Source organism: Paenibacillus senegalimassiliensis (genome assembly GCF_001486585.1).
GTDB lineage: Bacteria > Bacillota > Bacilli > Paenibacillales > Paenibacillaceae > Fontibacillus > Fontibacillus senegalimassiliensis.
On the sequence record NZ_LN909045.1, the window covers coordinates 429725 to 451524 of the forward strand.

14 protein-coding genes and 2 riboswitches are annotated in these 21800 nt (G+C 53.0%); of the genes, 13 read left to right on the forward strand and 1 reads right to left on the reverse strand.

What is annotated here, in order from left to right; translation table 11 throughout:
* Positions 1-73 precede the first annotated feature (73 nt).
* The gene (locus BN3279_RS11895; protein ID WP_059051103.1) at positions 74-5500 is read right to left on the reverse strand and encodes a S8 family serine peptidase; all 5427 of its coding nucleotides are present in this window, start codon (positions 5498-5500) and stop codon (positions 74-76) included.
* A gap of 441 nt (positions 5501-5941) precedes the next feature.
* Positions 5942-6052: riboswitch (glycine riboswitch) on the forward strand.
* 180 nt (positions 6053-6232) lie between these two features.
* Here BN3279_RS11895 and sdaAB point away from each other — a divergent pair.
* The 13 genes from sdaAB to BN3279_RS11960 all read left to right on the forward strand — a co-directional run bounded on the left by sdaAB (position 6233) and on the right by BN3279_RS11960 (position 21701).
* Positions 6233-6901: an L-serine ammonia-lyase, iron-sulfur-dependent subunit beta gene (gene sdaAB, locus BN3279_RS11900; RefSeq protein WP_059051105.1), complete on the forward strand. Its 669-nt coding sequence runs from the start codon at positions 6233-6235 to the stop codon at positions 6899-6901.
* A gap of 246 nt (positions 6902-7147) precedes the next feature.
* The gene (gene sdaAA, locus BN3279_RS11905; RefSeq protein WP_059051107.1) at positions 7148-8029 is read left to right on the forward strand and encodes an L-serine ammonia-lyase, iron-sulfur-dependent, subunit alpha; all 882 of its coding nucleotides are present in this window, start codon (positions 7148-7150) and stop codon (positions 8027-8029) included.
* Between the two features lie 174 nt (positions 8030-8203).
* Entirely contained in the window at positions 8204-8887 is a 684-nt protein-coding gene (locus tag BN3279_RS11910) for a response regulator transcription factor (RefSeq protein ID WP_059051109.1), read from the forward strand.
* A gap of 2 nt (positions 8888-8889) precedes the next feature.
* Positions 8890-9924: a sensor histidine kinase gene (locus BN3279_RS11915; protein ID WP_059051111.1), complete on the forward strand. Its 1035-nt coding sequence runs from the start codon at positions 8890-8892 to the stop codon at positions 9922-9924.
* A 118-nt stretch (positions 9925-10042) separates the two neighbouring features.
* Positions 10043-10738: an ABC transporter ATP-binding protein gene (locus BN3279_RS11920; protein ID WP_059051113.1), complete on the forward strand. Its 696-nt coding sequence runs from the start codon at positions 10043-10045 to the stop codon at positions 10736-10738.
* Positions 10735-13275 (forward strand): ABC transporter permease, encoded by a 2541-nt coding sequence (locus tag BN3279_RS11925; protein WP_059051114.1) that lies wholly within the window; start codon positions 10735-10737, stop codon positions 13273-13275. The genes BN3279_RS11920 and BN3279_RS11925 overlap by 4 nt, the downstream gene beginning before the upstream one ends.
* Positions 13276-13496: 221 nt before the next feature.
* Positions 13497-14813, forward strand: a complete 1317-nt coding sequence (locus BN3279_RS11930; protein WP_059051116.1) for an S-layer homology domain-containing protein — start codon at positions 13497-13499, stop codon at positions 14811-14813.
* A 100-nt stretch (positions 14814-14913) separates the two neighbouring features.
* Positions 14914-15678 (forward strand): SDR family NAD(P)-dependent oxidoreductase, encoded by a 765-nt coding sequence (locus BN3279_RS11935; protein WP_059051118.1) that lies wholly within the window; start codon positions 14914-14916, stop codon positions 15676-15678.
* Positions 15679-15911: 233 nt separating this feature from the next.
* Complete coding sequence (locus BN3279_RS11940; RefSeq protein ID WP_392396870.1) at positions 15912-16679, forward strand: methionine ABC transporter ATP-binding protein; 768 nt, start codon at positions 15912-15914, stop codon at positions 16677-16679.
* Positions 16672-17352: a methionine ABC transporter permease gene (locus BN3279_RS11945; protein WP_059051122.1), complete on the forward strand. Its 681-nt coding sequence runs from the start codon at positions 16672-16674 to the stop codon at positions 17350-17352. Before BN3279_RS11940 ends, BN3279_RS11945 begins: the two co-directional genes overlap by 8 nt.
* Before the next feature lie 33 nt (positions 17353-17385).
* Positions 17386-18276, forward strand: a complete 891-nt coding sequence (locus tag BN3279_RS11950) for a MetQ/NlpA family ABC transporter substrate-binding protein (RefSeq protein WP_059051124.1) — start codon at positions 17386-17388, stop codon at positions 18274-18276.
* A 141-nt stretch (positions 18277-18417) separates the two neighbouring features.
* Positions 18418-18585, forward strand: a riboswitch (FMN riboswitch).
* 125 nt (positions 18586-18710) lie between these two features.
* Positions 18711-19766 carry a DMT family transporter gene (locus BN3279_RS11955; RefSeq protein WP_089153465.1) on the forward strand — a complete coding sequence of 352 codons (1056 nt, stop codon included), beginning with the start codon at positions 18711-18713 and terminating at the stop codon, positions 19764-19766.
* A gap of 234 nt (positions 19767-20000) precedes the next feature.
* Entirely contained in the window at positions 20001-21701 is a 1701-nt protein-coding gene (locus BN3279_RS11960) for a GDSL-type esterase/lipase family protein (protein WP_059051126.1), read from the forward strand.
* Positions 21702-21800: the final 99 nt, after the last annotated feature.

Here is a 21800-nt window from a genome sequence, read left to right on the forward strand (position 1 = left end):
GGAGCCCGCCCGTATTGATGGGCCAGCCCCTAAGCGCTTGCTGTTTATTGTTGTGACTCAGTTCTCTCGCAAATTAGCGAATTACAATTCTATGCGTGGTGCTGCTCTCCGCACCAGCGTCATCCGTGACGGTTAAGGCTACGGTATAAGCTCCTGTGGTGGCAAAGCGGTGGGTCACCTTGGGTCCGAGCTTCTGCTCGCCATCGCTGAAGGTCCAGCTATAGCGAACGATTCGGCCATCAGGGTCCGAGGAACCGCTGCCGTCGAACTCAACCACTTGGTTCCTGGCTGCTCGGTCCGCCGCGCCGATAATGGCGGATGGCGTTACGTTGTCACCGGGTCCTGGCGGCTCGCCGGGACCTTCTCCCGGACCTTCGTCAGGAGCGCTGACGAAGAGACGTCCCGGGGTTTGGAAATCGCCCTGATTGCCAGCGGCGTCGCGCACGCTAATGACGATCAGTCCCCCTTCAAGTATCAGTGAAGCGGGCGTGGTGTAAGTTCCTTCATAGTGTCCTGGCGTAGTCTCGGTAAGCGGGATACCCCGTCCGCTTCCGCTAAGTGACAGCGGCAGTTCAATGCGGAAGGAGGCATCCAGCCCCGGTACGCTGTCGAAGGAGACGGCCAGCGCTTCTCCGGCGGTCAGATGCACATCTTCTGCAGGGGATAAGTTCGTAATCTCCGGCAGAGCCACATCTACATAAACCGACCGGGTTACCGTCGTCGTGTTGCCTGCTTCGTCTGTCGCGGTAATCGTAATGATATTCTCTCCGGCATCAATCAGCAGCCGGTAGGCGAAGGAACCGCTGCCTTCAACCGGAACCTCTTGGCCGTTAACCGTCAAGCCGCTGAGGAAGTCATCTAATGCGGAGCCGGTTACATTCAGTACCTCCGAGTTGGTCCGGAAGCCATCGGTTGGAGAGATGACATCCAGTTCCGGTGCGGCGGTATCCAATGTGACGGTAATCGGTAGCGAGCGGTCAGTGGTCTTTCCGTTCACTACGATCTCGGCAGATAGCTCGTTAGCCCCGTCGTGCAATTGGATCGGAACGCTGAATTCACCATTCTCAACGATTGCCTCTCCAGCTAATTCAGTACCATTGTAGAGCTTGACATCTGCTCCGGCTGCCGGTGAAGTTCCAGTTACCGTAACGGAAGCTTGATTGGTGAATGAATCGGCCTCCGGTGAGGTAATGACAGGGGCATTGACCGGATAGCGGACGATGGCCCGGATCATGTAGTTACCACTATCTTCTTCGGCCAGGCTCCAGGTGCCGCTGACGCGTTGCCAACTGCGAAGAGCATTAGGTCCGGTCTCGTCAGCAGCCAGTCCCGGTGCACTTGTTCCAGCCAAGGTCTGAATATAGACGATGTAGAAGTCGCCCTCTACCGTGACTGGCTCCGGCAGTTCCAACACGGTCCATTGGTCGTTCCGCAATGCTGTGGCATCGAACGGTCCGGCCAGTTGCCGTCCCGGGGAGCCTTGCGGACCCGAAGCATCAAATACAGCATATTGGAAGGCCGTTCCGCCCGGGATAGGCCATTCCGTATTCCAGAAGCGGATGGATGCACCCGTTACTTGGGCTGTATCATATTCCGGGGTCATGCGCACGGCCCAGGCATTGCCTGCTGCGTTGAAGGCCCAGGCATTCTCCGCCGTACCGTCATCATAGGCGATCTCGCCCGGGAAGCCGATAAATGGCTTCAGGGTTAACGAGCCATCCACTGTCTCATGCGGAGGTACGGTTAATGACAGGGTGTCGCCATAATAGTCAGCAGCGGTCACCGACAATGTATAGGTGCCTTCCAGCACTTCCAGTGAGAAGCTGCCATCTTGTCCTGTGGTTTGCGGCGGAATTGCAGCATCCTCAAGGACTAGCACGGTAGCGCCGGAGATCGGCTCACCACTACGCTCGTCGGTGATCGTCCCGATAATTTGTCCCTTCGGAATAGCCTCTAGGTTAAAGTTGACTCTTGCATTCACCTGATCGGCAATCGTCACCGTATGGGTCTGTGGATAATAGCCATAGGCTTCTGCCTTCAGTGAGAAGTCGCCAGCCACGTGATTCAGGCTGTAGCGTCCGGTAGCGGAATCGGTCTTGACCGAACGTCCTGTCTCCAGCACGGTTACCGTTGCACTGGCTGGAAGGCTGCTCAGCCCAGACTCGCGGGCTTGCTCTGCTTGCTTCACGGCTTGCTCGTATTCACTCTTGTCAGTCCGTGTCAGCTTGTAGGCTGGACTGCCCTTCTCGGCCTTATCTTTCTTCCCGGCCTCAAGCGGCTCGGCAAGAATATCCTGGGTGATGCGGCTTGCCGGTGTAATTGCGCTCAGCACCTGGAAGTTATCAATATACCAGCCCGCCTTGACTACACTGCCGTCCGTCTTCAGACGGAAGCGGAGTTTGACGGTATCACCGATATAATCGTCCAGACTGTAATAAGCAGGGGCCCAGGCTTTGCCCGTTGTGCTGTGGGAGAAGCGGCCCAACTCATTCCAGGACTGCCCATCATCGCTAGTAATCTCGACATAGCCAAAATCGTAATTGCTTTCAATTTCGAACCAATGGTCAAACAATAAGGTCACATGCTCTTCAGCACCAAGATCAATAGCTGGAGAGACCAGCGAGTAATCGGCACTGTTCTCGTAGGTGCTATCGAGGTCAGTAGCCCATACGTTAGGAGGGGAGACGGCGCTGGTTGGACCGGGCGCGACAGGAACACCACGTTCCCATTCATCACGGGTTCCCGCGTGTGTCCAGCCATTATCATCGCTGCCATCAAACGGATCGCTGAATATAATTGCGGGCCGCTCAATGGTTAACTCGACCTCGCCTGATTTCTCACTTTCATTGCCACTGTAGTCCGTGGCGGTGACCGCATAATAATAAGTCGCGTCCGTCTCGGTAGTCGTATCGGTATACGTAGTGCTCTCCGTCGATCCGACCACCTCATATCCGGAGCCGGATGTTACGGAGCGGTATACCGTATACAGCTTCACATCTTCATCTTCGGAAGGAGACCAGGACAACTCCGCGCTGCCGCTGAAGTTCACGGAACCGCTCAATTCGGAAGGAGCCGCAGGAGCAACCTCATCCGGGGCTTGCACCGTTAGATCATCCAGATACCAGCCTGCTCTCTGGACGGAAGTATCGCTGGTAAAGCCAAATTGAAGATAGACTTGCTCGCCTGCGTATTCGCGAAGGTCGACGAATTGCGTCTTCCAACCGCCGCTTGTTCCTGTGTATTCAGCTAACGGAACAAAAGCATAGTCCGATTGGAAGGAAGCGATATACAAGGTGCCGAAGTCGCGTCCCTGCTCCAGATCATACCAGTGCTTGAAGGATAGCAGGGCACCTTCCGGGCTATCGGTCAAATCGATCGGCGGTGCGAGCAGGTAGGAATTCGCCCCGGCCGTGTAGGTGCCACTCAGGTTGGTGGCATATACCTTCTCTCCCGAATAGGCGCTTCCCGGACCGCTGACCGGCGGGCCCCAAGCCCATGTATTTCCGGTGCCTCCACTGGTAAAGCCCAGCACATCTGCTTCAAAATCCTGGACATACCCTGGGGTGATACCCGCCGATACGGTGACGGTGTAAGCTTCACTATCAAAGCCATTATTGCCGTAATCGTTCACGCGGATGTAATATTCCAGACCACTGCTGCCCAGCAGGAAGGACGGCACGGTGGCTTTATATTGTCCATCCTTCTCGTTGCCCGAGACCCGAACGGCCGGAATATATAAATAATGGCTGGTCCCTGCTTCTCTGGCGTAAAATTCTACCGATGTCACGGCAACGTTATCGCTGACGCGTGCTGACAACGGAACATCGAAGCCTTCGTAGACCAGTGTCGGCGGAGTATGTTCCAGCACAGGCTCCTCCAGATCATCGCCACCGACAACCACGCGGCCCGATACCGTTCCGACGCCTTGCAGCACGGAGCCGACCGCATCGAGGGCATTAACGATGCCGTGTCCGTAGCCGTTGTTCGGAATTTGTGTGTATTGGCTGTCCGTACGCGGCACTGCCGTACTGGTGATGATGTCCTCCAACTGATCCACGGTCAGGGAGTGGTTGGCTTGCAGCAATAAGGCAGCAATGGCGGTGGTATGTGGTCCCGCCATGGAAGTACCGTTCCAGCCGCCTTCGTAACCACCGCCGGGAATGGAGGAACGGATGTTAACGCCGGGAGCGGCTACCTCAGGCTTTACTTCTCCGTAAGGGGAAGGCCCCAGCAGGGAGAAGCTGGCCAAGTTGCCATTGATGTCCGTTGCCCCTGTAGCGAAGGCTTCGGGATAGTTGGCGGGGTTGGCTACTGAGCCAGGACCACCGGGATTGTTGAGGTTGACATTGCCCGCCGAGAATTCGGGGAAGATTTGCGCATCGCGCCATGCCTGGACAATAGGGCGATACCATTCGTCAACGCCGGGACCGCCGCCCCAGGAGTTGTTGACGACGTCGGGAGCTAACTCGGGATGCAGATTGCCTTCAGCATCGACCGGAGCCAGCAGCCATTGTCCACCGTCAAGAATGATGGCGTCCGTGGTGCTTGGATTGAAGATACGCACGGCAATCCATTTTGCTCCGGGGGCAACTCCGATCTGATTGGAGCCATCGGCTTCTGCTCCGACCATGGTCCCCATCGTATGCGTGCCGTGGCCATCCGTATCCGCGGGCAAGGACGCGCCGCTATGCGGATCGTACCAGTTCAGCTCGGGATCGACGATGTTGCCGGAAGCGTCGAAGCCACGCCACTTGCTTTGCAACGCCGGATGGGTGTATTCCACCCCGGTATCCAGATTGGCTACGACAATACCGGTTCCGTCGATGCCCATATCCCATACCTGAGGGGCTCCGACCTGATCGATATTCCATTCGATACTGGCCGGGCTCTGCACTGCCGGAGTGGCATTGGCCGCTTCCTTCACCTTGGAGGCAACAGCGTCCGGTGCAGATTTATCAATTTCTACCTTCTGTAGGTAGCGTTCTTCATTGGGTAAGACCTTCTCCACTTCCGGGAAGAGGGCGATTTGCTCCAGCACCTCTTTGGTGCTTGTCACAGCGATTGCATTTACGATAAAGTAGCTTTTGTACTCCTTCACCTCGCCAGCTTGCTGGGCTTTTTGCAGATAGCTCTCGATCCCCTGTTGGGTACGGGAAGCGGTGGCCCGCAGTGCGCTGACAACGGAGCTTCTGGCGGACAGCTTGGCTGCCGAAGGCGTGGCCTTCTCCAACTGTGCCTTCTGCAACGCCTGCTTGGCGACGGTGGTCGTATCGGTTTGTTCCTTGAATTTTACGAGATAAGTCACATAATCATCTTGCTTGAACAGGGTTTGCAGTTTGTTATCAATTTTGGCTTCGGCAATTTCAGGAGCATTTGCTTTCAGGTTGATTTGGCCCGCAGCGCCGGTGCTTTCGGCATAAGTCGAGGGAAGAAAGGTAAGCACAAGAAGGACCGACATACCGAGTGAGAAAGATTTGCGGAATTTTCTGAATTTAAACAACTTTTCCACTTCCTTTACTTGGTTTTGTGCTTGGACATGTTCTGACGGTCCATCAAGTTGCGGACTTGTTTGGACTTTACTTGGTGTGGGCTAACGACGTGAGGGGCAGTGAAGCAGACAGTATGGTTTTCTTCTTTTCGATCACCTCCTTAAATCTAGAGTAAGTGATTCGATTTGCCATAGTCTGGGTGTGAAGGGAGTCTGACATGAAATGAACTTGAAATTACCTGTTTTTATAAAATGAGGTAGAAATCGAGGTGTTAGAGCTAGTATATATCTGTAAAATCAAGGTTACAAGTAGTAATTTATGAAAAATATACATTTTTTCTCATATAAATAGGAATATTTTACTAGGTTTTCGTGAATTTCCGTAAATGTGTGTTAGCTATCTTGACATTTGTTGTTTTACACTTTAGATTTGGTTATAACAGGATATTGCGGATGAGGATCTTGGGAGAGTCTGCCCGAATATGTGGCGGCACCGAAGGAGCAAGGAGACGGCGATGCAACCCGTCACCCGAATCTCTCAGGTACAAGGACCAGGATCGGACGCCACTCTGGAGAGAGCGTTAAGCCACCCAAGAGGTACATGCCATTGCAACGAGAGTCTCGTCAGTGGCGTTAAACTTTCAGGTAACGGGGACAGGGAGAAGGGCAGCAGCCTTTTTTTCTTGTCCCTTTTTAATTTGGAGACTGCCCGTGGGTAGTCTTGACATACGGGAGAGATCAACGATGCGTTTCAAAAATGTGTTCTCTATTATTGGACCTGCAATGATCGGGCCATCCAGCTCGCATACGGCGGGGGCGGTGCGAATTGGCAGGTTTGCGCGGCAGGTATTCGGCAGCCAGCCGGACACGGCAGATATTTGCTTCTACGGCTCCTTTGCCGAGACTTATAAAGGGCATGGCACAGACCTGGCTGTAGTGGGAGGAATTCTTGACTATCGTACAGACGACGAAGGAATCCGCGAATCGCTACAGGCGGCAGAGGATCAGGGGATTGAGGTACGCTTCTCCACCGGGGTCTTATCTGAGGCCCACCCCAATACGGTCAAAATAACGCTGTCGAACAAGGAAGGTCGGCAATCGGAGGTAATTGGTGCCTCTATCGGTGGAGGAACTATCGTTATCCGCAGCATCGATGGCTTTGAGGTCAAGAGCTCGGGTGAGCTGCCCACTCTGATTGTGGCTCATGCTGACCGGCAAGGGGTACTGGCGGGCATCACATCTTTATTTAGCGAAGCTGATGTCAATATTGGTTACATCACGACAGATCGGAAGGGAAGGACGACCGAAGCATTAACGGTCGTCGAAGCCGACTCCGGTATACCTGCGGAACTTGTGAAGGACGTCCAGCAACTTACGCATGTCAGCCGTGTATCCTATATACATTTAGACTAAACCCAGACTTGATGGATGCACTATCTTAAGTTGAGGTGAAAAATGCGCATATTAAGCAAGCGAGAAAAATGATTCTGAAGAAGCGAAGCGTTCGCATTTGGGAATGGATTTCTACCGCATACAAATTTATAAAGTAAGAGAAATCCATGAGCAACAGCGATCGTAAGAACATTTTCTCGTCTGCTTCTTTGCGTAAATTATTTGTTCAACTTATTCATCAAGTGTAGCAAAGAAAGGATGGGACCGATGCGGTTTCGGAACTTACGAGAACTAGTAGATTTATGTGCAAAGGAAGCGAGGACCATCTCAGCCATCATGATCGAGGATCAAGCGGCAGAAAGCGGCCAGACCGAAGCAGAAGTGCTTGCCGCGATGAGTGAATATTATCAAATCATGAAGTCGGCTGTGCATAAAGGCTTAACAGAGGACATCACTTCGACAAGCGGACTTACCGGAGGGGATGCCAAGAGGGTCGATCAGTATCGCAAGACCCAGCAGGCCTCCGTAGGAGACAGCGCCAGCCAGGCGATGGCCTATGCCTTGGCGGTGTCCGAGGTCAATGCTTCCATGGGCCGCATTGTGGCTACACCGACGGCAGGCTCCTGCGGGATTATACCGGGGGCCTTCGTTAGTGCGCAGGAGCGCTTCGGTTGGGAGGATGAACATTTGGTCCGTGGTTTATTTAGTGCCGGGGCCATCGGGTATGTGATCGCCAACAACTCCTTTATCTCCGGAGCAGAGGGCGGCTGTCAGGCCGAGGTTGGCTCCGCCATTGGAATGGCAGCGGGCGCCATGGTTGAACTGCGCGGAGGAACTCCTGAGCAAGCGATGCATGCCGTAGGGCTTGCACTCAAAAATACGCTGGGGCTCATCTGTGATCCTGTCGGAGGCTTGGTGGAAATCCCTTGCATTGTACGTAATGGCTTTGGTGCGGTGAACGCTTTGGCTGCCGCAGATATGGCCTTGGCCGGGGTTCGCAGCGCCATTCCGTCCGATGAAGTCATTGACGTGATGCTGGAGGTCGGCTCAGCGATGCCAAGCCGGCACCGGGAGACCGCTCAGGGTGGGCTTGCTCAGACACCAACCGGCCGTAAAATTATGAAGGAATTACGCAACTCCAAAAAATAAGGGGAGAGCCTTTAGCAGCTCACCTATTCAGGACCGCGACTTCACATGAAGAGCGGTCCTTTTTGTGCATGGTCTGGAGCGGTGCAGCGACATATCTGTTATTCTTTTGCCATCATGATTGTGTATAATGTTTGCGAATTAGCAATTGCGTTACATGGAAGGGATGAATTAGCCATGACGAATATTCTGATCGTGGAAGACGACATGAGCTTGAATAAGGGCATTGCACTTACGCTGGCCCGTGACGGGGTTGTCGCGGAGCAGGCCTATACTTTAGCTCAGGCGAAGGAGCGGCTTGCACGAGGAGGTATTGACCTGATCGTTCTTGACGTGCGCTTGCCCGACGGGAGCGGCTTTGATTTTTGCGCGGAGGTACGAGCATCATCGCAAGTGCCGATTATTTTTCTGACCGCAGGTGACCTGGAGCCTGATATTGTGACCGGTTTTGAGTTGGGCGGCGATGATTATGTAACCAAGCCATTCAGCTTGATGGTATTGCGCTCTCGGGTGATGGCAGTGCTGCGCCGATGCGACCCGGGGCGAGAAGATAAGCTGTTGGTTGGGGAATTGTCACTCGATTTCGGGAGAATGGAGTTCCGTAAGGGAGGGACAAGCCTTTCGCTTAGTGTGACGGAACAGAAGCTGCTGAAGACGCTTATCCTTCATCGCGGGCAAATTTTGACGCGCGAGCAGTTAATTGACACTGTTTGGGGACAGGATTCCGCATATGTGGATGAGAATGCGCTAACGGTTACAGTCAAGCGACTGCGGGCCAAACTGGAAGAGGAGCCTGCTGCCCCGAAATGGATTAAGACCGTCTATGGCCTGGGCTATATGTGGTCGGAGGAGGGAGCCTGATCATGAAGCGAATGGTCGCCCGGTTGAGCTTCGGGCAAATTTATGCCTTGGTGTTTGTGCTGCTGGCTGTACTGTCTGCAAGTTACGCGGGAGCAGGCGAAATGCTTGCAGGGGCAGGAAGTTCGTTCGTCCGGTTGGCCCTCTCCTTTGGCGTGGCGGCGTTGCTGCTGTCTGCCTTGTTCGTGTGGGCGCTGAAGACGAAGGTCAGCGCTCTACTTGATACGGTGGATGCCATGGTTGATGCCGCGATGAGCGGGCAGGAGCGTCAAACCGGTTATGAGGAGACGAAGCTGTCAGCGCTGGAGCATAAGCTATATCGGTACATGGAAATCATGCAGGAGCGGGAGCGGCAAATACAAGCTGAGCGGGGACATATCCAAACGCTGGTATCCGATATTTCGCATCAGACGAAGACGCCGCTGGCAGGCATCCGGCTATACAGTGAGCTGATGGGAGAGCTTCCGCAGCTAGGGGAACAGGCGCGAATGTATGCTACTGAAATACATATGGGAGCGGTCAAGCTGGACTGGCTGATTCGGTGCTTGTTCAAGATGTCCCGTCTGGAAACGGGGCTGATTACCATTCAGCCTCAATCGTCTTCGCTTACAGAGACCATTGAGGCTGCCTTATCTTCGGTTCAGGCTGCTGCTGCCAAGAAAGATATCGCTATTCAAATGTCCTACCCTGAGGATATTCTTGCCACCCATGACTCCAAGTGGACCGGGGAAGCATTGTTTAATTTGCTGGAGAACGCCGTAAAATACACCTCTAGTGGCGGGCACATTCTCGTCACCGTGCAAGCAGGGGAAATGTTTGTCCGTATTGATATTGCCGATACCGGGCCGGGTATTGCGGAAAGCGAATGGCCCCTTATTTTCCAGCGCTTCTACCGAAGTCCAAAGGTTGCCGAAGTAGAGGGCATTGGCATTGGACTCTATCTGGCCCGGGAGATTGTGATGGCCCAGGGCGGGTACATGAAGGTCGTATCCGAAGAGCAGCAAGGCTCCGTCTTCTCCGTCTATCTTCCAATCTCCTGATCTGATGGGGAATGTGACAAAGGCGTTATTTTTGAGACACGGTACAGTTAGATTGTTTTGCTAGAGTGGGTTTGTACCCGCAAGGGACAGACATTGTTAAGCATGGGAGGTAACAGGCATGCCTATTGTGCAAGCCATAAGGTTGAAGAAGCACTACGGTCAGGGGAGCCACGTGGTTAAGGCGCTGGACGGTATTGACCTCAGCATTGAACGTGGACAATTTGTGGCTATCGTCGGTACTAGCGGGAGTGGCAAGAGTACGCTGTTGCATATGCTCGGCGGGCTGGATCGGGCGACAGAGGGCCAGGTGCTGATTGATGACCATGATTTGTTCGCCATGAATGATGAGGAACTAACGATTTTCCGGCGCCGGTCGGTTGGTTTTATCTTTCAGAGCTATAATCTGATTCCAATTCTGAACGTGTATGAGAACGTGGTGCTGCCGATTGAGCTAGACGGAGCGACGGTAGACCAGGCTTATGTGGACGGAGTTCTCTCGGCACTGGGGCTTGCGGGGAAGAAGTATAGTCTTCCATCCAGTCTGTCTGGTGGACAACAGCAACGGGTAGCAATCGCCCGCGCCCTGGCAACCAAGCCAGCGATCGTGCTGGCGGACGAGCCGACCGGCAACCTGGACAGTAAGACCAGCCAGGAAGTGCTCATTCTGATGAAGCATTTAAGCGAGCGGTTTGGACAGACGATTGTGATGATTACCCATAATGAAGAAATTGCCCTTACAGCGGATCGAATCATTCGAATTGAAGACGGCTTGATTCGAAGCCGCTCTGTTGCTGCTGCGGAGGGGCGGGAATGATTGCCACGAATAACCGTCAGGCGATTCTACGGCTTGCCGGCAAGAGCTTAAGGGCCAATGCCCCCCGAAATTTCATCACGATCTGTGCCATTGTATTGACGACCCTGCTACTCACGTCGGTGTTCATGATGTCCTTCAGTCTGAACGAATCCATGCAGCGAACGCAGATGAGGACGGCGGGCAGCGATTTTCACGGCAGCTTCAAATATCTAACCCGCGAGGAGGCCGGGTTGCTCGTAGAGCATCCTCTAATCAAGGAGTATGGCACGGCGCTTATGGTGGGCCGGGCCGCCGGAGAGAGCTTCCGGGATCACCCGCTGGAGATTGATTATATTGACCAGAATGAGGCCAGGCACAGCTTCATTCAGTTTACGGCCGGAGGCTTGCCTGAGCAGGAGCAGGAAATTGCCATCAGCGATTGGGTACTCCAGATGCTTGGTGTGACTCCCAAGCTAGGGGCCACGGTCGAGCTGGACCTTGATATCGATGGGGAAATCGTAAGCAAGGAATTTGTAGTCTCCGGCATCTACCCTTCGGATAAGAATCTGTCCATGGCGGCATTGGCCTTTGTCTCGGAGTCGTTTGCGGAGCGGAATCTGGCCCATATTGACCCCAAGCAATCACGGCTGCAAGGCAGCTATGATAATACGATCCGGCTGGATGTCATGTTCAGCAGCTCATTTGGAATCGAGAAGAAGTTACAACAGATTGTGGCGGATACCGGGGTGGAGGCTGCCTATGGGGTCAACTGGGCATACAGCAGTGTAGGTTTGCAGGAGGACCCGCAAAATATGCTGCCGTTCATCGTCCTCATTCTCGTCATTATGCTCAGCGGATACCTGCTGATCTATAATATTTTCCATATATCTGTAGTACGGGACATCCGGTTTTACGGGTTGTTGAAGACGATAGGCACTACGCCACGTCAATTGCGACGTTTGATTACGATTCAGGCTAACTGGCTGTATCTTCTGGCGCTTCCCTTTGGCCTTGCTCTGGGCTATGGGCTAGGAGCCTGGCTTATGCCCTTACTGATGCAGGTCTCTGCGGAGCAGATGGATATGAGCTTGTCGGCGAATCCGCTGATCTTCGTTGGAGCGGCATTATTCGCGTATGCGACGGTACGCGTCGCTGCCGGCAAGCCGGGGCGGTTGGCTGGTCGAATCGCACCGGTCGAAGCGGTGAAATTTGCCGGAATCGGCAGTCGTGTAAAGGGCAGAAGCAAACGGTCCACGCATGGAGCCAAGCTCTACCGCATGGCGTTCAGTAACCTGTTGCGGCAGAAGAAGAAGCTGGGGCTGATGCTGGCCTCCTTGTCGCTTAGCCTTATTTTGTTCAGTATTATATTCACGGTTATCTCCTCGTTTAGTATCAATCAATATTTGAGCAGCTTCATCGCAGGTGATTTGGTGGTCAAGGAGAATGTCACTGGCCCAAGTGGCATTCCCGGCTCGGCTTATGTACCGGGTGGAACAAAGGCATCGTTAACGGAAGAACTGTGCCAACGACTGAGCGAGGTTGAGGGGATTGTCAGTGTGGATAAAGTGTACTACGGCTCTGATGTTCTGAAGCTGAATCCGGTAATTCGCCAAATGCTGGAGCCGTTGGCCGCCAGAGAGGACCCTGGAATCCCCATGTTCTCTTCCGTTCTTGACAGCGGGGAGGTCCCGTTGCAGCTTCATGGCCTTGATCCGGTATGGTACAACGTGATTGGGCCACGGGATATTGTGGCCGGGAGCTTCGATGCCCAGCGTTTTGCATCAGGGGATTATGTCGTGATGACAGAAGCACTGCTTGATTCAGATCAATATGCCCGCTATTATCAGCCGGGAGACAGGTTTACGCTTGATGCTGGAGGGAAGAGCTACGAGGTGATGGCCGTGTTGCAATCGGATGCATTGTATGCAGCGGGAACGCAATTTTACGGGCTGGGTGGGTTCAATGTTTATTGGCCAGCTCAGGAGTTTGTCAAAGTGGTCAAGGACCCGGTTATCTTGTCGGCAACCCTTCATGTAGAAGCGGATATGAAAGGCCAGGTGGAAGCGGAGGTTCGCTCCATGGTGGCTTCCAGTTCAAACTTGACAGTTAAATCGCGGGAGGACTACAAGGGAGAAATGCAAAGCTTTATCCGTATCTTCCAGACAGTCGGATATGGGCTAAGCCTGATCATCGCCTTAATTGGCATTCTGAACTTCATCAATACGGTTATCACCGGGATGCTCTCCCGCAGAAACGAATTCGCCATTTTGGAAAGCATCGGCATGACACGCAAGCAGTTGAAGAGGATGCTCATGTTCGAAGGTCTTTATAGCGTGGCGATGACAGGTCTTGTTACCGGAACAGCGGGGCTGGCCCTGACTTATGCGGTGGCTAAAGGCATATCCTCCAATTTGGCTTTTATGGAATTTCGGATGAATCAATTGCCGATGCTTGGCGTATTGCCGATGCTGGCAGCGTTGGCGCTGATCGTCACTTTAGCGGCTTACCGAAATATGTCCAGGTCAACAATGGTGGAGAGGTTGCGGGAAACCGAATAATATGGCATGGCGAGGAAGAACTCGCCTTGTAGAGGGGATTGGGACTAAGGTTCCGATCCCTTTCCCTTTTGCCTGCAACTATGTCTTGAGACGGGCTGTCGTTCGGCCTATTCACAGGCGCCCGGAATTATGGTTTTCTGAATAATGGCAGCGTTTTTGTGCTTATCGTACCTGCTCTCGTGTCAGAGGGCACGGTTCAATATTTGTTTGGGAGGCTAGTCATGAGTATTAGAAACTGGGAAGAAGCCGTGAAATGGAGACGGTGGGCATTGCCGATGGTTTGCTTGCTAATCGGCTTGTTTGTGTTTGCCGGATTACCGGGGCTGGGACATATGAACGGCGGGTTGGTGGCTCAAGCGGCGGGAAATGCGCAAGAGAAGACTGTGTTCAAGGATATTCAGGGACATTGGGCGCAGCAAGAGATTGAAACGATGGTTAAGCAAGGCATTCTGGACGGTTACCCTGATGGCACGTTTCGGCCCAATGAGCCGGTGAAGGTGGATCAATTCGTTAAAATGCTGATTCTCTCTTATAGTGAGCAGCATCCGAATCTGGAGCGCACTTGGAAGGGAGGTTTTCTTGAGGTATTAAGTGAGGAGAACCGCACGATCCTCAAGCAGGATTACCGTTACTTTAACTTTAAACCGGCGATGACGGGCTATTGGGCCAAGCCATATATCGATGTAGCCAGTGATCTGAACTTTCTGAACAAAAGTCGATACAGCGATTTTCAGGCAGCGATGACCCGGGAAAATGTAGCTGAGGTCATTTACTATACACTTCAGGAGACGGAGTTCCTGGAGGATGCAGAGTTCAGTCGTACGGTGGCGGCGTCCTATGGCGATTTAACCAGCGCGACGGACCGGCAGCAGAAATTTATTGCCGAAGCCCTGATCAAGGGCATCATGGAGGGATACCCTGACGGCAACTTTGGTGTAGGCAAGACGGTATCGCGTGCCGAGTCTTTGGTGCTGCTGAGCCGCTTGACGGATAAGGCGGAGCGCTTGCCAATTCAGGCGCAGGCCGACAAGTTGCAACGGCAGGTGCCGACGGTAGGGGGAGGACAGCGAATTGTGGCTTTCCCTGACCAGCAGATGTGGGATGCGTACAACACTTTGCAGAAGGCGGGCAAGCTGCGCGGTACGAATTATGATCTCTTCGATACCACGCTGCGGTTATACCGTGATGAGAAGGAGAAGAAGGCGGTACAGCAAGCGACGAATGTAGGGGCAACCGGCGGTGCAACGGAAGAAGCTGCCATCTGGCTGGACCCGACCTATAATACGTATGGAATAACGGTCCGTTTACGGGAAGGCGCGCTGGCACGGAACAAGGAGTCGATTGAATTGTTCGCGAATGAGCTGTTTACCTATGATGCCATCGCGTTTCATCGCTGGTTCCAGTCCATTTGCACCGAGGTGGAGGCCGGAAGGCCGCTGGCTGACAAGCAGGCTATCGTAGGGGATTACACCGTCAATGTGCTGGTGGATAATGACGCTCAAACGGTGGTATTCTCGATCGCTGTCACGCAGCCCTGAATAATGTGGTGATGCTATACTTTTTCCTTGGCACGATGGTCTACGGCATTATAAACTGAAGACAGTTGATAATGTGGACATGAGAAAAGGAGGCACCTCCATGCTTACAATCGATTTGTCGGGGAAAATAGCTCTGATTACCGGGGCAACGGGCCAGTTAGGACGAGTAATGACCCGCACGTTGGCCGCTTGCGGAGCGAAGGTCGTCATTCATTTTATGAGTAATGAAGCCAAGGCTCAGGAATTGCTACAGGAAGTGGAACAGTCCGGAGGAACAGGTATGATTGTCCGGGGCGACATCACCAAGGAAGCAGATATTGCGGCGATTCAGCAGCAGGTTCAGGCCAGATTAGGTAATCCTGATATTGTAGTAGCTAATGCGGTCATTCAATATGGCTGGACTTCCGTTCTGGAACAGCCCGCTGAGGATTATGTGAGTCAATTCGAGTCCTGCGTGCTGCAAAGTGTCTTTCTGGCGAAGGCCTTTGTGCCGGGAATGATCGCCAAGAAGCATGGCCGATTCATCGGCATTAACACGGAATGTGCCATGCAGAATTTCCCGACCCAGTCCGCCTATGTAGCAGGCAAGCGTGGTATGGACGGGGTATACCGCGTGCTGGCCAAGGAGGTTGGCGAACATGCGGTGACAGTCAACCAGGTGGCGCCGGGCTGGACAATTGGCGAGCGGGATCGTAGCTTGTCAGAGCGTAATGACGCAGACTATATAGCAGGCGTACCGCTTAAGCGGCGTGGTGAGGATCAGGAGATTGCCAATATGGTGGCCTACCTGGCATCGGATTTGGCCGCATTTATTACCGGCGCTTACATTCCGGTCAACGGTGGTCATGTGATGCCCGCTATTTAATAAGTTATTATATGGATACATGGAAGCATCTAGCGCAAGGATAAGGTGGAAGCCTTAGGCCTTACGCTAGATGCTTTTTGCTGTTGTGCGCTCAATAGAAATGTTAAATATATATTAAAAATTGGTGACACAGATCAAATGATAAGCTATAATTTACAGGTGTATAACATATGTAACAGTGATTTAAAATAAGTAATACAGAATAATGGTTCCTGAGGAAGGAGAAGATGCATATCATCACTTTGGAGCATGTTAGCAAAACCTATAACCTGAAGGATGGTGTGCTGGAGGCGGTACAGGATGTGTCTTTGCATATTCCGAAGGGAACCATACACGGCATTATCGGAGTAAGTGGTGCAGGCAAGTCAACGCTGCTGCGAATGATGAATGGGCTGGAAACTCCCGATCAAGGCCAGGTAACCGTGATGGGACAGACGCTGTCCGGTTTGGATCAGAGTAAGCTACGACAGATGCAACGGTCCGTGGGGATGATTTTTCAGCAATTTCACCTGCTTGGCAATCGCACCGTGGGTGGTAATGTGGCAATGCCCCTTGAGCTGTCAGGCGTTCCCAAACGGCAAAGAGCCGTGCGGGTACAAGAATGCCTGCGGTTTGTAGGTCTTGAGGACAAGGCTGCCCAGTATCCGGCAGGACTGAGTGGAGGCCAGAAGCAGCGGGTAGCGATTGCTCGCGCATTAGTCAGTAGCCCTCAGCTCCTGCTATGCGATGAACCCACTTCCTCGTTGGACCCGAAGACTACCGCCGAGATTCTGGAGGTGCTGCTCCATATTCATCGTTCGTTGGGAGTGACTATTGTAATCGTTACCCACGAGATGGACGTAGTACGGAGCATTTGCCGGGAGGTATCGGTCATGGAGAAGGGGCGGCTAACCGATGCCTTTGCCTTGAAGCCAGCGGAGCTTGAGCCGGGCGAGCAGCTTCCATTCACCGCTTCTTACCGGGAGCAATTGCTTGGGAGAACGGAGGGGCGCGATGTTTGACTTAGCCTTAATGTGGGAGAGCTTCGTGCAATATCGGTTTCAGATCGGCGAAGCGATCGGCGAGACGTTCATTATGGTCGGAATTGCGATGTTGGCTGCGGTGCTGCTGGGACTTCCAACGGGGACATTGCTGTTTCTGACCGGGAAGGGGCAGCTCTATGAGAATAAGCTGTGGTCGAATCTGTTAAACGGGTGTGTGAACGTAATTCGCTCGTTCCCGTTTCTGTTGCTGGTGGTGTTCATGATTCCGCTTACCCGGCTGATTGTTGGTACAGCGATTGGAACTCTGGCCGCCTCCGTTCCCCTGGCGGTTGTGGCGATAGCCATTTACGCCCGGTTTGTCGAGCAATCGCTGCTGGATGTGCCACGTGGCGTCATCGAATCGGCCCGCTCCATGGGAGCCTCGCCGCTGCAAATTGTATTAAAATTTCTATATGTGGAAGCTCGCTCCGGCCTGGTGCTGGGACTCACCTCTTCGACGATCAGCTTCATCTCCTATTCAACGGTGATGGGGGTGGTTGGGGGCGGGGGAGTAGGCGACTTCGCCATCCGTTATGGCTATCAACGCTTTGAGACGGAACTGATGACCGCGGTCATTCTCATTATGATTATTCTGGTGCAAGGCATTCAACTTACCGGCAATACGCTGTCCCGATGGCTGGACAAACGTTAATCCAAACCACAATTTTGAAGGGAGACAAACAACATGAGAACAGGAAAATGGCTGATCCCGCTACTGGCGATCTTATTGGTGCTTAGCGCTTGCGGAAATACGAACGGGGGCGCTGAATCAAATGCCAACGTGACTAATAACAACCCGGCCGGAGGGAACACCGGTGTAACTGGTGCAGATGCTGCTGAGCCAGCCGAGAGCTTGACGACTCTGAAGGTCGCTTCTCTGATCCCCCCGATGACAGACATGCTTGAACTGATCAAGCCGCAGCTTGAGGAAGATGGAGTGGAACTGGAGGTTCTTGTCTTGTCCGACAACGTTCAACCTAACGACGCGCTCGCGAATAACGAAGTGGACGCGAACTTCTTCCAGCATGTCCCTTACATGGAGCAATACAATGACAGTAAAAATACGGAGCTAGTGGCTATTCAACCGGTGTATCATGCGGTGTATGGTGCTTACTCCAAGCGTTATCAATCGATGGAAGATATTCCGGATGGAGCTACAGTAGCGATTGCCAGCGACCCGTCCAACTTGGCTCGTTCCCTGATCATGCTGGATCGGGCAGGGATCATCAAGCTGAAGGACAATAACAATTTACAAGCTACACAAGCCGATATCGTGGAGAATAATAAGAATTTCAAGTTTGAAGAAGTGGACTTGCTGATGCTGGCCCGGATGCTGGATGATGCCGATCTCGTACTGATGACTCCGGCCTATGCCAGTCCGGTGGGACTTACTCCCAAGAAGGATGCGCTGTTGACAGAAACGACAGAATCCGCCTTTGCTATCACGTTGGTAGCCCGCGAGGACAACAAGGATTCTGAGCCGATTCAGAAGCTGGCGAAGGCTCTTTCCAGTCCGGAAATCAAGCAATTCCTGGAGGATAATTACGGAGAAATTGCTCTTCCTGCGTTTGAATAAAGGGACTGACTGATTTCCTGTAAATTCATACTTGCCGGAAACGTGCAGCAGGAATATAATTAGTTTGTGATTTTTGTAACAGAGTCAATTTAATTCATGAGGTATGATAATAACAACTTAAGTAATCACAATTTAAATGAATATGGTCTTCGGGGCAGGGTGAAATTCCTGACCGGCGGTGAGGCTGCTTGTGCATGAATGACGCAAGGAGCTCAAGCCCGCGACTCGTAATCATCTCTTTGGGATGACTGCGACTGACTTGGTGCGAATCCAAGGCCGACGGTATAGTCCGGATGAGAGGAGATCAAACAAGCAAAGTTTGAACAGGGAGCCGTGTGCTCCTGACAGGCTTATTTGGTCAGCCCCCGCAAGCCCAGCAATGGTGCTACGGGGGTTTTCTGCGTAGACCCCATATTCAAGAAGGGGATAGTATTATGAAAAAGGCAAATATTAGTGGCATCGGTCAGGCTAGTACAGCAAATGTTGGCTTGCAGGCCAGTGGGAGTACGGCGGCTCTGCCTGGTGCGGTCGGTGCAGGCCAACGTACCTCGCTACAAGCGACTACCGAGCGCAAATCACGGAGTGGATTCTGGTTGGTGGTGCTGGGTGCAGCCCTATGGGGTGTTGATCCGTTGTTCCGCATCATCCTGCTCAAATCGCTTACCTCGGCCCAGATTGTTCTGATTGAGCATATTATTATCGCTTTGATCGCTCTCCCGGTAGTTTGGAGAAATCGCTCGGATTTGAAGGGAGTAGGCTGGCGGCAAGGCGGCGCGTTGCTGTTCCTCTCCTGGGGCGGCTCAGGGATTGCCACTATTCTGTTCACCACAGCACTTGCTAGCGGCGATCTCAACGCTGTATTGCTACTACAGAAGATGCAACCGTTATTCGCCATTATGCTTGCCAGCTTGTTGCTTAAAGAGAAGTTGCCGCAGCATTTCTTCGGGTTTCTGGTTATTGCGCTGGCTGGCACGTATCTACTCACCTTCGGCTTTACAATGCCGATCGGTCACCTGAGTGACTTTGTGCAGGTCGGTAGCTTGTTGTCGCTGGGTGCCGCAGCCTTGTGGGGCGGCTCTACGGTCATGGGTAGACTTATGGTAGGCCATATGAAATATGAAACAGTGACCTCACTACGCTTTGTTCTGGCGTTGCCCCTGCTACTGGCGATTACCTGGAACGAAGGAGCCGCATGGAATTTGCCGCAGGGCACCTCACAAATGGCCGCGTTGTCGCTCAATATGCTGGGGCAGGCGCTGTTACCTGGCTTGCTGAGCTTGCTTGTCTACTATAAAGGTCTGACTACGACCAAGGCCTCGGTTGCTACGCTTGCTGAGCTGAGCTTCCCGATGGTCGGCGTATTGGTTAACTGGGTGGCCTTCCAGCAGATGATTACGGTCGCTCAGGCTATCGGCTTCGTGTTGATCTGGGGAACGTTGTTCCTGATCTCGCGTCAGAGTAGTCCGGCGGAGCTAACGGCAGAGCGTTGAACGGAAGAACTCGCTACTTTGAGATAAAATTAGAAGGCCTATCAGGTTTGCCAGATGGCAAGCACTGATAGGCCTTTTGTTATGACATATGATCAAGCCTTAACTTATTGCATAATTTGTGCAGATTTTTAAGGTAGTTTTAATCGCCAAGCGAGGATTATGATAGGAGTAAGATTGTTACTCGTTCTAGCTGGAAAAAGTCCAGGCTATACATAACGAAAGGTGATGAAGTAATTGGAACCAACAGATGTAAACGCTGACTACTTAACAATTCCACAGCAGGGGCGGATGGTGTTCCTAGGCGATAGCATTACGGAGAACGGGACCTATATCCGTGATCTGGAGGCCTTCTTTCTGAAATATATGCTGGAGTATCGACTCGAATGGATCAATTTGGGAGTCAGCGGTGAAACGGCGGCGGGAACGAGCGAGGCGGATCATCCTTACCCGCGGCCATGCGTGCATGAGCGGCTGGAACGGGCTTTGGCGGAGGCGCGGCCTGACTGTCTGTTCATTGCCTATGGTATGAATGACGGCATTTATCATCCGCTGACGAAAGAGCGCTTCTGTGCCTACCAGGAAGGGGTGCGGAAGGTGGTGGAACAGTCGCGTGCTGCCGGCACCCGTGTCATTCTAATGACGCCAACCCCATTTGACGTACTTTCCGCCATCGGGACACCTCGGCCGAAGGGAATGGACAATTATTCGTTCGATCTGCCTTATGAGGGTTATGACCTTGTGCTTACCCAATATGGGGAGTGGCTCCAGACTTTTGGACGTACTGAGGGGCTAACCGTAGTAGATGTGCACCAGCCGTTGAATGAGTTCATTCGTTCCAAGCGGGAGCAAGACGCCTCCTACCGATATGGAGATGGAGTCCATCCCGAAGAGGACGGGCATTGGGTAATTGCACGGACGATCCTGAGTAAGGTGTTCCATCTGCAACTGGAACGAGTACCGACATGGGCAACGCAGGGAGCAGGCAAATTTATCAGCCTGATGAATCAGCGGAGGTCGGCACTGAACGCGGCGTGGAGAGAACATGTGGGTCATACCAACCCTTACAAATTTGAAACTCCACCCTTGGCCGAAGTATTGCAGCACACCATACAGGCCTTGCCAGAAGTGGAGCGGGCGGCAAGGCTTGAGGGAGGACCGGAGGAAGCGAGTAGCAGTTTGTGGCATGGGTTCTCCCGTATTGACTGGTATTGGGAGGGGCGTGAATGCACGCTGGTTGCCCCGCATGAGGCCGCACCGGGCAAGCCTTGGGTGTGGAGGACAGAATTCTTCGGCGGGTTTGCGGACGCAGATATCGAGCTTGTGAAGCAGGGCTGGCATGTAGCGTATTGTCGCCTGAGTGATCTCTACGGTTGCCCCTATGCTGTTCGGCAGATGGAAGCGTTCCGCGCCGGACTGACAGACCAATGGAGGCTGTCTTCCAAGCCGGTATTGTTCGGGTTTAGCCGTGGGGGCTTGTATGCATTGCAGTATGTGGCGGCGTATCCGGAGCGAGTCTCCGCGGTTTACCTGGATGCGCCTGTGGTGGATATTTGCAGTTGGCCTGGCGGATCAGGTACAGGTACGGGTGCGCCGGCCGAATGGCGTGAATGCCTGGAGGTATATGGAATTATCGGGCCGGAAGTGGGAGAGCAGGACCTCCGTCAACCGGACATCCTCCAGCGGGCTGGCGAGGTGACGGAGCGATTGCTAACATTGTTGGCGGCTCCTGCCCAAGCGGGTGTGCCTATCCTGATCGTATCCGGCGATGCGGATCGGGCGGTGCCCTTTGCCGAGAACGGCGCTATTTTGCAGCACGTTTATTCGTCTCTTGGGGGCAAAGTGAGCACGATCCTGAAGCCGGGTGGAGACCACCATCCCCATAGTTTGCCTGATGTTGGGCCTATCGTGGAGTTTGTTCTCCAGGAAAAGATTTAAATTTTACACAAATCAGCATAAAAAATAGACCTTGCGATAACATTCGCCTGTTAAAATTCCCAGGAATGATCTTTGAACATTTGGGGAGGAATCAGGTTG